Annotated in this window: 13 protein-coding genes and 1 pseudogene; 6 read left to right on the plus strand and 8 right to left on the minus strand. The window is 56.9% G+C overall.

The window, feature by feature from the left end:
• Positions 1-975: 975 nt before the first annotated feature.
• A complete protein-coding gene (locus tag BS630_RS21850) occupies positions 976-1,182 on the plus strand; it encodes a hypothetical protein (RefSeq protein WP_003542083.1) in 207 nt (68 codons plus the stop codon).
• A 270-nt stretch (positions 1,183-1,452) separates the two neighbouring features.
• Here the strand turns inward: BS630_RS21850 and BS630_RS21855 are convergent, their stop codons facing one another.
• The 7 genes and pseudogenes from BS630_RS21855 to BS630_RS38565 form a co-directional block, all read right to left on the minus strand.
• Positions 1,453-1,701, minus strand: a complete 249-nt coding sequence (locus BS630_RS21855) for a hypothetical protein (protein ID WP_003542090.1) — start codon at positions 1,699-1,701, stop codon at positions 1,453-1,455.
• A 103-nt stretch (positions 1,702-1,804) separates the two neighbouring features.
• Positions 1,805-2,512: a TfuA-like protein gene (locus BS630_RS21860; protein WP_077979021.1), complete on the minus strand. Its 708-nt coding sequence runs from the start codon at positions 2,510-2,512 to the stop codon at positions 1,805-1,807.
• On the minus strand, positions 2,509-3,702 hold the full coding sequence (locus BS630_RS21865; protein WP_077979022.1) for a YcaO-like family protein: 1,194 nt from the start codon (positions 3,700-3,702) through the stop codon (positions 2,509-2,511). The genes BS630_RS21860 and BS630_RS21865 overlap by 4 nt, the downstream gene beginning before the upstream one ends.
• 42 nt (positions 3,703-3,744) lie before the next feature.
• A complete protein-coding gene (locus BS630_RS21870) occupies positions 3,745-3,957 on the minus strand; it encodes a hypothetical protein (protein ID WP_077979023.1) in 213 nt (70 codons plus the stop codon).
• A 20-nt stretch (positions 3,958-3,977) separates the two neighbouring features.
• Complete coding sequence (locus tag BS630_RS21875; protein ID WP_017961649.1) at positions 3,978-5,825, minus strand: peptide antibiotic resistance protein; 1,848 nt, start codon at positions 5,823-5,825, stop codon at positions 3,978-3,980.
• Positions 5,826-5,834: 9 nt separating this feature from the next.
• On the minus strand, positions 5,835-6,260 hold the full coding sequence (locus BS630_RS21880; RefSeq protein WP_017961650.1) for a helix-turn-helix domain-containing protein: 426 nt from the start codon (positions 6,258-6,260) through the stop codon (positions 5,835-5,837).
• Positions 6,261-6,431: 171 nt separating this feature from the next.
• Positions 6,432-6,631, minus strand: a pseudogene (locus BS630_RS38565) (class I SAM-dependent methyltransferase); the annotation flags it as partial.
• A gap of 124 nt (positions 6,632-6,755) precedes the next feature.
• Between BS630_RS38565 and BS630_RS21890 the strand changes: the two are divergent.
• The gene (locus BS630_RS21890) at positions 6,756-7,646 is read left to right on the plus strand and encodes a DUF6030 family protein (protein ID WP_077979024.1); all 891 of its coding nucleotides are present in this window, start codon (positions 6,756-6,758) and stop codon (positions 7,644-7,646) included.
• Positions 7,647-7,676: 30 nt separating this feature from the next.
• Here BS630_RS21890 and BS630_RS21895 read toward each other — a convergent pair whose 3' ends face one another.
• A complete protein-coding gene (locus BS630_RS21895) occupies positions 7,677-8,051 on the minus strand; it encodes a hypothetical protein (protein WP_077979025.1) in 375 nt (124 codons plus the stop codon).
• Positions 8,052-8,256: 205 nt separating this feature from the next.
• On the opposite strand from BS630_RS21895, the gene BS630_RS21900 reads away from it, so the two are divergent.
• Genes BS630_RS21900 through pssM form a run of 4 tightly spaced genes read left to right on the plus strand, consistent with a single transcriptional unit; the run spans position 8,257 to position 11,918 of the window.
• On the plus strand, positions 8,257-9,330 hold the full coding sequence (locus BS630_RS21900) for an endo-1,4-beta-xylanase (RefSeq protein ID WP_077979026.1): 1,074 nt from the start codon (positions 8,257-8,259) through the stop codon (positions 9,328-9,330).
• Positions 9,331-9,361: 31 nt separating this feature from the next.
• Entirely contained in the window at positions 9,362-10,513 is a 1,152-nt protein-coding gene (locus BS630_RS21905; protein WP_003542111.1) for a glycosyltransferase, read from the plus strand.
• On the plus strand, positions 10,513-11,019 hold the full coding sequence (locus BS630_RS21910) for an acyltransferase (protein ID WP_003542119.1): 507 nt from the start codon (positions 10,513-10,515) through the stop codon (positions 11,017-11,019). Before BS630_RS21905 ends, BS630_RS21910 begins: the two co-directional genes overlap by 1 nt.
• Positions 11,016-11,918, plus strand: a complete 903-nt coding sequence (gene pssM / locus BS630_RS21915) for an exopolysaccharide glucosyl ketal-pyruvate-transferase (protein ID WP_077979027.1) — start codon at positions 11,016-11,018, stop codon at positions 11,916-11,918. The genes BS630_RS21910 and pssM overlap by 4 nt, the downstream gene beginning before the upstream one ends.
• The last annotated feature ends 57 nt before the right edge of the window (positions 11,919-11,975 follow it).

Raw genomic sequence — 11,975 nt, forward strand, 5'->3', positions numbered from 1 at the left:
ATCGCTGCATCGGCATAAATAGATTTCACCGCGGATGGCGATACTATCGCTGTTGAGTTCGGTTTGATCAGAAAATCCCCCGTCATCGGCAAGTGAAGAGCAAAATTCGGGTTCTATTCCGTCAATATTTCGACCATCGCCTCAATTCACCTCGGTGATGCTTCCGGATCTGCAATGAAATTGCGGAGACAGAAAGATCATCATCAATTCGAGACTACCATCCGATAGAATTTCATAAGCATCACTGCCGCAATTTAGAACAACAAATCAATTGATTACCATCATGTATAAACTTAATCGTCTTACAATTGATTTTTAAACACAACCATTGTCTGAAATTAACAATTTTACCTTTTGATAAATTTTATCCCGATGAACTCAATTATCAATTTCATATATTGTGCATACATTTTCAAGGAGCATCAGCATTACCCTCGACTTGGGAACAGAGGATCTACCGAAAGCTACTTCTCCCGCCGGGCTCTCAACGACCCCGGCAAATGCCTGCATCATCGGTGATGATTGGTCACCGCGGATGGCCCAACAATCCTGGGACGGTCGCGAGGAGAAAAGTTGCCGATGCAAAACACGACCGCTGGGCTGAAGTGTAATATATTGATAAATAAAGGGTATCTCTTATCTGCCTGCGACCTGCACCGAACAGGTCGGCCAACAGCATTCGGTCTGCCTTTTCAAAAGTCGGCATATAAGCCTGGACTCGCAATTGAAATACCGGCACAAAACTCAACGACCTAAGACATTCCTGTCCTCTTTGACGAGCCTCCCGATACGACACAAGCGATTGCTCGCGGCGCAGTTGACATGTCCTGATTCAACACGCGTGCGGCCTGTAAGATGGCTGACCTGTGTCGAAATGGTCGCACTTCCCAAACGAATTAACCCTTCATAAAGCATTTGCTTGCTCAACTTATAATCTGTGTCATGGTCACTGTAAGTAGTGAGGGAGCCGACCTGATGAGTGATATAGCATCGCAGATTCCGGAATTTGGTTACGATGAGCGCGTGATGATCTGCCGGAAGCAGATCGAGAAGGCGGTCTATCAGTTCATTGCAAATACGAAGGTCGAGGGATGCGATCCGGCGGAAGTCGCAATGGCCATCGCAGACATTGCCGACGATTACATTCTGTTGCTGGCCCAGAAGCGCAACCTGACCCATTGAGATGAAGGGTCGGTCGTTGATCGGCTTGTCGTGCAGAAGACATTGAGTGCGAAATCGCGCCGCCTCCCTGCCCGGAGGCAACGTCAGCGAAGCCGCTTACCCCTCGCTTGAAACCATCCGTGCTTGAAACAAACGGCCCCGTTCGATTGACGACTGCGCGGTTGCGCCCAACCACACGCAATAACCCCGAAGATCGAAGCTCACTTTCGGGGTTATGCGCGGGTTTGAAGTGATGAAGCGTTCTCGGCGCGCCCTATCGGACGCGTCGTACTAATGACTTCTCACACTCACTTGCGGAACCGGGGAGCTCAATTCGGCCAATTCCCTGGTCAAGCCCTCCCCGACTTCCTGCTTCACTGCCTCGAGCGCAAGGTCGAGGCAATTCGTCGCGAACGGGAGTTTGACATCCTGAGCGACCTGTCGCGCATAGGCGATCATCCGCGCCAACGCGACGAGCTCTTCCAGACCGTCTTCCGCCCCTTGGTCTGCATCTATCTTGACAACCGATGTCACGCCCATGCCCCATTCCTCCAATGAATTGAAGAAATGATACGCGTGTGGAGGTGATCCAGCCCGTGAAAAAAGCGTGACACAACCCTCGGTGACTATTGCCGATTTCAGTTCACAATGCAGGGCGCGTGGGGAATGAGGTGTTGTGCAGTTTCCAGGGCTGATCGGCAGTCGAGCGAATGTCGCGGACGTCCTGCACCACTTTCAATAATCCCAAGGCATCGATGCGTTTTTGATCGACGGCGTTCGACAGAAGTGTCGCCAGCAGTCGCTGACGATCCGGCTCGGCCAGCCCTGCACACTGCTCGACGACCGCCCGCCACGTTCGCTTCTTGAAGAATATCGCGCTTGCGGTATCGTCGAGCTGTTGGCGCAACCGACTTTCCAGCAGCCCGCGATCCTCCATCGCATCGAGCGTTGCGCTGACATTGACGAGCGGTACCGTCAGCGGCTTGCTGCCCAGCGCGCTCGGCGCGTGCGTGAGCGCGACGGCGGCATCGTCGACCAGCCGGCCGGTGCGATAGTCTTCGAAAATGCGGCCGATTCCGATCATGCCGAACGGATGACATTCGGCAGCGCGCAACGCGCCCATGCTTGCCGCCCCGAGAACCGCGACACCCAGCGACAGAGCATGGAGAATTTCCTTGTGCCAGACCGGTGCGGCATATTCGAAGCCGCCGTCGATCAGGCCGATGACATTGGCACCCTGCTCCACCGCGGCTAGGACATCGCCTTGCGTGGCAGGCGGCAAGACGCGTATCCCCTCGCCGGCAAGCGACGCCGCATCGGGAAGACTGGGACCTGCGAAAATGAGCTTCAAAACCCTATTGCCCTGGCAAGCGCCCTCGTTCCAAACCGCCGGGCGCGCTCCCCCTCCGGATTTTCGAGTTCGGGAATGACAATCTTGACAACACTGAACGGAAGCGTGTTCTCGCTGAGGCGCACGGCGATCACCGAAACGATCCGCCTGTTTCTGAGCGCGTCGAGCACATGCTGCAGCAACTGCGCCAGATCCTGCTGGTGATACCCTGCCGCCTCGTCACGGCCCATGGCAGCGGCGGGCGGTGCGGCAACCGCATCGAAGGCCTGTCGCATCAGCGGCGGCAGCCATCTTGAGAACGTTGCGGGAGAAATATCGTCCCTGGCTCCGCTGATATAGGTCAGCCGGGACTGCACGGCTTCCGTCACCGCCCGAATGGCCGCGCGGACGGGAGACGGATGGGCCCCGGTACCGCCGGTCACCTCGACGAGGCGAATGTCCCTATTGCCGTGAAAATCCCGGGGGCCCAGAAGGGAATCCCCAGGACCCAGCATGGCGGTGAAACAGGGGATCCCGATGTCGCTGGTGATATCGAAGAGCCTGAGCGCCAATCCCGAGGTTTCGATCTTGTCGATCAACCCGTCCAGGGCGCCGTCCTGAAAGCCGCGGGGATCGGTGCAGCCGGCATAACGATCCGCTTCCGCGCCCACCTGCCACAACACATGGGCATCACGCTCGATACGCTCCAGGACGCCGTGCAAGATCGCCTCCTCGACATTGTTTCCCGAGGCCAGGCCATCCGATGACATCCAGTATCGCGCGTCACGCGTGCGGTCGAGCACCACCGCTTCAAAGGGGATATAGACCGCCTCGCCGGTGAGAATATTGACGCCGGCAACCCATTCCGTCTCCTCGTCGGGTCCGAGATCGGGTTTATGGACAGCGGTCAGGCAGTTCAGCGCGTCGGTCTTGTGCCCCATTGCCTGCAGACGGGAAGAGGTGCCGCGGACGAGATCGACGGTGGGTTCGCCGGCGACCGCCCGTTCGAGGGCTTCCATGACGGTGGATACTTTGGCATCAAGATCGGTCAGACCCTTTCCCTGGGCAATCACGATCGAGCGGGAATTCGGAGTGTATGCGCACCAGACGGGGATTCCGATATCATCCAGTCCGGTATGTCGCGCAACCCTGGTGATGCCGAACCCGGCCAAAAGAGGTTCGACGCGGGAAAGGGTTTCCCGCGGCGACATAACCCTGTCGGAATATATGGACCGGTGTGTCAGAATACCGGCTCAGCCGTCGACGTGACCGGAAAGGGCAACCTGCGCCGAGGAAACCGCGACGGCGAGGTCGACGCTCTTCACGAACGTGCCGCCGGCCTTGCGCAGGCCGTTTGCAGTCGCCAATTCCCCCGTCGGATTGAGAGGCTTGACCGTACCCGCGTCGAGATCGGCAAGCCAGAGACCCGCCTCACCCGGTATACCTATAATGACAGCTTTCGCCATGTAATGCCCCTCAGCTATTGTTAAAAACCAGCCCTCAACAGGCCCTCACGATAAAGCTTTTTTTGCCAATCTTCCTTGAAGGGAACGATGGCGAGCCACTTCTCGACGTCGAAGACCGGGTTGATACTTTCGGCCCGTTGCCGATGGAAGAGCGCCCGTTTTCGATCGCCGATCATTGCGCAACTGGCCGCGGCGATGCGATGGGCCGGCGCTTTGTCTTTCATCGCCTCAACATAGGCGATGGCCTCCTCGTACTGTTCAAGGAAGAAGCTCGCTCCCGCAGCACACCAGAGATAGGCATCAGGCGCGATCGGATTGAGCGAAATCGCTCTTCTGATCTTGGCGAGCGCGTCGCCGGGGCGGGATGCATGCACGAGCGTGTCGGCATGGCTGTAGATGACATCGGCAAAATGCGGGCTGAGTTGTTCGGCCAGATCAAGTGCGGCGACACTGGCATCGACATCGCCGAGATAGAGTTTGGTGACACCAAGCTCGCGATGGCCCGCCGCCGATGCCGGATCCCGCTCGATGGCCCGAAGCGCGTTCTGCTCCGCCAGATGCAGCAGCTCATTGTTTCCCTGCGCCGTCACGAGCCACTCGCTGGTGAAGGTCCTCGCCAGCCCGGTAAATGACGGAGAGAAATCCGCCTTATGCGACAGCGACTGCTTGAAAGCTTTTCGGGCCCGGCGGATATGCGGCAATGTCAACTTGCTCATAAGGCTCGAGCCGACCAGATAGGCGTGATAGGCCTCAGGATTGGCTTCGAAGCGTAAGCGCTCTTCCTCGTTTTCAGCCAGCTCGCGGGCGACAGACATGGTCAACTGCTGCGCAATCAGTCGTCTCTGACGCGGCAATATATCGGGCGTCATCGTAAAGCGATTAGCCCAGATGATCTCGTCCGTGGGAAAATAAACCAGCTGGGCGAACAATCCCTCTTCGGAAAGCCGTGTATCCAGAAGATAGGCGATCGAGTGACGGGCGACCACGGCAGCCTTCTCGGAGTCGCGCCGGATCTGGCCGGCCGTATGGGGCGCTACGATGGAAATGTTTCTGAGCGCGCAGAGTTCGATCGTGACGTCTTCGATCAGGGCGTTGGCAAGCGCAAGCCCGGCATCGGCATGTTTCGATGTCGGGGGAAGCAGCACCAGCCGAGGTAGGATCAGCGGCGCCTGCGATACGCGTTCGATGTCGGCGGTTGTCTCACCGCCGGCCTCCGAACGCTTAACCTGCACCCTGGCATGGCCGTCGCCGTTCGGCAATCTCTCGCTGAGGGACGAACCGCCGGATAGCCGGTGCAGCAGGGCTCTGACCTGCTCGTCGTTCGGATCCCGTTCGAGGATCTGCAGGGCGGCGCCGGAAATGGAGCGCGCAGCGCCGGGCTTTTGCGCATCCGGCAACGCATCCAGCAGTGCCTGCCGCAATTGCAGCGCCTGAGCGTCCCGTTGCGCTCTGATCCAGGCGTCTATCAGCTTTGTCGCTGGTTTGATATTTCCGATGAACCCACGCTGGGTCAGTTCGGCGATCGCGTTCAGCCGCTCCAGCGGCGAACCGCCGGCGCGAAAAATATCCAGATCGCTGGAAACCGCCTGCGTGTTGAGACGAACCGTGGTGGCGGTGAAATCGAAGGGAATTTCGGCGCGTCCGCCGTCCGTCTCGCGGATGCGGGAAAGCAGTTTGCGCAGATTGAGCCGCGCCAGCTCGGATTCGACGTCATTCCATAGAAACTGAGCCAATTCATAACGGCTGAGTTCATGGCTCGCGCCGGCATAGAGATGGGCCATCATCAACAGGCCCTTGATCGGATAGCGAACCGGGTCGCCATTCGTCTCGATCAACCGCAGATCGCCGAATGTCTGCAGGTGGAGCACGATCCGTCCTTAGCTGTTCACAACCGAATCCTGCAGCTCACTGTCGCTGTCAGGCAATCCCGCGACTGCCAGGCTTTTGGCCAACGCCACCAGCTTTTGCCTGATATTCGGATCCTCGATGGCGATGAATGCCTTGTTGAGCGCCAGCCCCTCCTTCGAGGACAAAAATGTGTTCAATTCATTCGTCGCGCCGTCGACCGGTCCGGAGCCGCCGTTCTCGAAGAAAAAGCCGACGGGCACGCGAAGAATCTCGGATATGCGCTGAAGACGGCTAGCGCCTATTCTATTCGTTCCCTTTTCGTATTTCTGGATCTGCTGGAAGGTAATGCCCAGAAGTTCGGCCAAGCCGTTCTGGGTCATCCCGAGCGTCTTTCGCCGAACGCGCACGCGGTTGCCAACATAGACGTCAATCGAATTCGGCGATTTAGCCTTCATGTGAATAAGTCTCCCGCTTGATCAGCACGCCCGACTGTATAATGGAGAGTTTAAGCAAGAATGCAACTAAAAGTAAATATTTCGTGAGGATTTTTTTCAGCAGCGCACACAGTAAAAACAACCTGTGGATTATCGCAGCAGCACCATTTGGCGCGGGTGCACCCGCGCTCTCTATCGCGCACTTCGCAGCCGACGAATGCTATCCGAAATCACGGCCGCTCCAACACCTCTCTGAGAGGTTTTTGCGCAACGGCGATCATCGACTTGGCGAAAACGGGAATTCTTCCGACATACTCAAAACGAACATTGTCGAAGCCGGCATCCAGCAGCAGCGTGCTCAGCGTGTTTTTCGACCAGAACTTGATATGCCCAATGACGAGGCACAAAGGTGCCCAATTGCCGACAAGAAGCCAAAGATATTTAACGGATAAATGTATACTGCTGGATTTAGACAGCCCGATCGAAACCCCTTCTCGCGCGCCGGAGAAGACAAGCTTGCCCGATAATTCGCCGTCCGCATATGCAAAACAGCCGGTGGGGAAACCGCGGGTTCCCGTGGTCTTCTGGTTGCTGCTGACGATTTCCCTCTCGCTGGTCATGGGAACGGTCCTGCTTTCCAACAACATGAAACACTTAAAGACGGTTAGCCACTATTTTGGCTTCGATTTCTTTCCCCAGGAGGTCAGTCCGCCTCCCCCCAAAGCCCTTCCCCGCCCCATACCACCGGCCACCTTCATGCTTCCATTGCATGTCATCGAACCGCCGGTGGTACAGACCGCCTCGACTTTCCTGCGAACATGGCGGATATCCGGCGCCGCAATGTGTGCGGCGCTGCGCAATGCCGGCATCGAAACCAGCGATTGGGCGGCGGCGAGTTTCAACGCCGATACATTTGAATGCTTTTTCGAGCAGAGCGGCAAGCGGGAGAAGGATCAGCTCCCGAGCTCCATCTTCGTCATCGTTCGCGGCGACGCCACCGGCACGATCAACAATATGCGCGTGAAAATCATCAATCCGGAGACCGATGAAAATGGCCAGCTCGATCCCGCCATTCTGCGAATTTTCGAAATCATGCTGCGGCAACCGCAATGGCTCGATTTTCACGAGACCCTGAACGCGATCAAGAATCTGAAGGACATCAAGGAAGACGGCTTCGGAGCCAGTATCGGCTTCACCCGCGAGGTGCTCAATCCCGGGAATTACAACTTCACGCTCTCGCTGGATGCAACTTCAGGACCTCAGAAAAGTACAAGAAATTATTTTTCCGGCAGAAGATGGCTGCCGTTGCCGGACCCCGCAGTCGAGATCGACAGCGCGCAACCGCAGTCAGTCTCCGAGACTCCCCATACCGAAGCGCCGGCTGAAAGTCAGGAACATCGGCATTAGGTCCTCGGCTTCATCCCATGCACGGACTGATCACGCCATGTGACGTGCATCGTCGTGATGTCTGGCCATTATCTTGTAGAGCTCTTTCAAACTGTCCGCACTCGGCCGTTCGGTGCTGTCCCCACCCGCCAGACGCCAGACACGCTCGACATTGAGGTCCTGCGTGACTTGCGCAAGCTCTTCGTTCAGCGAGCGAATGACGATTTCCGATCGGCGCAACCGCCACGACATTCTGACCAGCGCTGCGAACGGGAGGGAAATGATGCCGATGATGCCGAGAACAAGGACCGCGAACTGCCAGTCATCGAGAGCAGAGAGACCGTTTCGAATGGTCGCCATAAAAAAAACGGCATTTTGAAATGCCATATGAAAATAGCTCATTAGATAGCTGGACCAATCTTCCATCGCGCGCGCCCTCCCCGAGCGGTTTATATCTTGGGTTATGCTGAAGAGTCTAGCAGACACCAATAATATCCCCTGCCGGGAAAGTATATTTGAGGTTGTATTACCCTGCTGAATTGAACGCGAATCTCGTGATGGATCGGTGCCGACGGGCCCGGCCTTTCAAATTCCACCACGGACATGAAAAAAGCTAACAGTGAGAGATAGAATGAATAGAAGACGTTTCCTCGCCTCGGTTCCGCTCGCTCTGTTGTATGTCCGTACGGGCCAGGCCCTGGCACAGGCGCCTGCCGCTGCAGGCCTGCGCGTCCTTGCCGACAGGAGGTCGTTCCGATTCGGATCGGCAATCGATTTGCAAAACATCAAAGATCCAATCGCTGCCGAGATCTACATCGACAACGTCAATTCAATAACGCCGCGAAACGAACTGAAGTGGAGTGCGACGGAAAAGAGACCGGGTGTTTTCAGCTTCGGCAGCGCCGACCGTATGGTTGCATTTGCGCGCAAAAACAACATGAGGGTTTATGGCCATACGCTGATCTGGTATCGCGTCCCGGGCTGGGTGTCTGATATCACCGACGCAAAGACCATTCAGGCGACGATGAACCGTCATATAAAACAGGTTGTCACTCGCTATAAGAACTCGATCGATGCTTGGGATGTGGTAAACGAACCGTTGGAGTATGATGCACCGGATCTGCGGGATTGTGTTTTCCGACGCCTTCTTGGCGACGATTATATCCGTATGAGTTTCGACATGGCGCACCAGGCCAATCCCGGCGCGACGCTGGTGCTCAACGAAACGCATCTGGAGAAAAAATCCGACGTGTTCGAACAGAAGCGCGCGCGCACCCTGAAAATCGTCGAGGATCTCGTCGCCAAAAAAACGCCGATCAATGCAGTGGGCCTGCAGGCGCATTTCCGCCCCGGCCTCGACCGGGTCGATCCGGAAGGAATGGGGCGCTTCTGCGCGGCGCTGAAGGACATGGGTGTCGGCGTTTTCATCACCGAGTTGGATGCGTCCTGTCACTTCCTGAACCGCGACAAAGCCTTCACGCCGGCATCCTACGCCGCTATTTTCAGCGAGGTGATCACTGTCGCCGCCGAACATGGTGACTTGAAAGGCGTGACGGTATGGGGCATGTCGGAAAAATACGGCGAGCCCGATGAGAAAGCGACCGATCCCGCTGCGGCTTGCACGAAGCGCGTTAATCTTTACGACGAAAACAATGCGCCGAGAAGTGCGGTTGATGGGATCCGGCGGGCAATAGAGGCGATGTGATGCGCAAGACAACGGAGACGCAAACAGATTCATGAAAAAAGCCGTTATTTATGTGGAAAAATTTTTGCCTGCCAGCCAGGCATTTGTTCTCAATCAGGCGGTAGCGTTTCGTTCTTTCGAAGCTGAAATTCTTGCTGGCTCGCGAATTTCTTCGGCCCATACAAAAAAATCCACTGTTCCGGTTCATGACATCCGTCGGTCGCCCGTTGCACGGGCCGGTGAACTGCTTCTGAAAATCCCGCAGATCGGTCTCCCCTTCCTCTTTCCCGCGATCGGAAAAGCCGATCTCGTTCATGCCCATTTTGGCAAGAACGGGTATGTCATCGGCCCATTGGCGCGCGCCGCCGGCAAGCCGCTGGTCACGACGTTCCACGGCTTCGATGCCACCTATCGCGGTGATCCGAAAAAGCCGGGCGGCTTCAATCAGGTGCGCTTCTTCGCCAAGGGCCGGAGCGAGATGGCCGGCTGGAACAGCTGGAACATCGCCGTTTCCGATTTCATCCGCGACCGGCTGCTGGCGCTCGGCTTTCGTGCCGAACGCGTCTATCGCCATCATATCGGCATCGATCTCGATCTCTTCAAAATGGAGCCTCGTCCGCGAAAAAAAGGGCTCGTGGTTTCAATTGCCCGCTTCGTCGACTATAAGGGCCATCGTTTCATGATCGATGCGCTTTCACGGGTGGCCGCCGCCGGCACCCCGGTCGAATTCGTCATGGTTGGCCAGGGCCCGTTGAAGGAGGAAATCGAAGCACTGGCGCGTCGTTCCTTGCCAAGCGTCACGATCCATGAAAATCTGTCGCAGACTGAGATAAGAGATCTGCTCGCCAGTGCGGAGCTTTATCTTCATGGAAGCGTGACCCTCGACAATGGTCACGCCGAAGCTTTCGGCCTCGCCAATCTAGAGGCGGAAGCCGTCGGTACTCCGGTCGTCGCATTTCGCTCGGGAGGCGTGGGCGAAGCGATCGAAGAGGGGAAAACTGGTTATCTCGTGGAGGAGCGGGATGTCGCGGGAATGGCGGAGGCGGTCGGAAGGCTGCTCAACGACCAGGCTCTGTGGACAGCCTTTAGCGCGCGGGCACCGCTTCTGGTGGCCGAGCGTTTCGACTTACGTCGCCAAACGGGTATGCTCGAGGACTATTACAGTTCCGTGCTAGACGAATTTTCCAGCCGGGGTCGGACTTGATGGTGCAGACAGGAAAAAAGCCGAAGTGGGGACTGAATGTATTTCGGCCGCTGCGGAACAGCATTGTGACGGCCAAATGGCTCTACTATACGAAATTCTGGGGAATGGACATCGATCCGACGGCAAGCTTTTCCTTGAGCGTTCGTTTCGACAAGACCAATCCGAAGGGATTGCATATCGGCGCGGAAACTTACGTCGCCTTTGAGGCTGCGATTCTCACCCACGATCTCACACGCGGGCTCTACCTCCACACGAGGATCGGCAAGCGCTGCTTCATCGGCGCCCGCAGCATCATTCTGCCCGGCGTCGAAATCGGCGACGAATGTGTCATCGGCTCGGGCTCGGTGGTGACCAAGAACGTGCCGCCGCGCTCGCTCGTGGCGGGCAATCCGGCAAAGATTATCCGCAGCGACATCAAGATCATTTCGCGTTACGGACGCATGGCACGCGAAGACGAGACGGTCTCGCAGATCGTGACGCACTTGCCGACTGGAGAAGCACGATGAAGATGTTTGCCTACCGGGGGAAACACGAGAATTTTGGCGACGAACTGAACCATTGGCTCTGGGAGCGTCTGCTGCCCAGCTTCTTCGATGAGGACGAAAGCCAGCTCTTTCTCGGCATCGGCTCGATCCTCTACGACAATTTCGACCCGAACATACAGAAGATCGTCTTCGGCTCGGGTTACGGCGGCTACACCAACCCGCCGAAAGTCGACGGCAACTGGACCTTCTATTTCGTGCGTGGAAAGAAGACCGCCGAGGTCCTCGGCATCGATCCGAGCTACGCCATCGGCGATTCGGGCATCCTCACGCGCAGCTGCTGGGATGCAAAAAGCATCGAAAAGAGTTACCCGGTCTCCTTCATGCCGCACTACGAAAGCGCCATGTACGGCAGCTGGGACAAGGTCTGCGATCTCGCCGGCATTCACTATATCGATCCCCGCTGGTCGGTGGAAAAGGTTCTGACCGAAATCAGCGCATCGCATAAGGTGGTCTCCGAAGCGATGCATGGCTGCATTATATCAGATGCGCTACGCGTTCCCTGGCGGGCGATCCGGCCGATTGCGCCGGGCAATCGCGCCAAGTGGTATGATTGGGCTAGTGCGCTCGATCTGGAGATCGATTTCGATCCGATCGGCCCGTCCAACCTCGTTGAAGCAGGCGCGTCGCTGGTGCGGAAAAACACATACCTGTTGAAGAACATAACGTTCCGTCACCGCCGCATCCGGCAGCTGACCGGCAACTATGTCTTCGGCTCGACGATCAAAACTTTGCAGCGGGTGGCTGAAAAGCCGGGACAGCTCAGCTCCGACGAGGCTATCGTAAGCGCGCACGAGAAAATGCTGGTCGAGCTGGATCGGCTGAAGCAAGATTTTTCCAAGAAGGCGGTAAGCGCCCTGTGATGTCGCAAACCGGGTTTCCGACGAGGCAAGAAGGCATGATGCTTTCCGACGCTACCA

The organism is Rhizobium laguerreae, from assembly GCF_002008165.1.
GTDB lineage: Bacteria > Pseudomonadota > Alphaproteobacteria > Rhizobiales > Rhizobiaceae > Rhizobium > Rhizobium laguerreae.

Bases quoted from the DNA above. Each gene is read 5' to 3' on its own strand.
- BS630_RS21855 (WP_003542090.1), bottom strand. From the start codon at position 1,701: ATGGGCGTGACATCGGTTGTCAAGATAGATGCAGACCAAGGGGCGGAA.
- BS630_RS21850 (WP_003542083.1), top strand. From the start codon at position 976: ATGAGTGATATAGCATCGCAGATTCCGGAATTTGGTTACGATGAGCGC.
- BS630_RS21895 (WP_077979025.1), bottom strand. From the start codon at position 8,051: ATGGAAGATTGGTCCAGCTATCTAATGAGCTATTTTCATATGGCATTT.
- BS630_RS21910 (WP_003542119.1), top strand. From the start codon at position 10,513: ATGGTGCAGACAGGAAAAAAGCCGAAGTGGGGACTGAATGTATTTCGG.
- BS630_RS21905 (WP_003542111.1), top strand. From the start codon at position 9,362: ATGAAAAAAGCCGTTATTTATGTGGAAAAATTTTTGCCTGCCAGCCAG.
- BS630_RS21900 (WP_077979026.1), top strand. From the start codon at position 8,257: ATGAATAGAAGACGTTTCCTCGCCTCGGTTCCGCTCGCTCTGTTGTAT.
- BS630_RS21870 (WP_077979023.1), bottom strand. From the start codon at position 3,957: ATGGCGAAAGCTGTCATTATAGGTATACCGGGTGAGGCGGGTCTCTGG.
- pssM (WP_077979027.1), top strand. From the start codon at position 11,016: ATGAAGATGTTTGCCTACCGGGGGAAACACGAGAATTTTGGCGACGAA.
- BS630_RS21880 (WP_017961650.1), bottom strand. From the start codon at position 6,260: ATGAAGGCTAAATCGCCGAATTCGATTGACGTCTATGTTGGCAACCGC.
- BS630_RS21865 (WP_077979022.1), bottom strand. From the start codon at position 3,702: ATGTCGCCGCGGGAAACCCTTTCCCGCGTCGAACCTCTTTTGGCCGGG.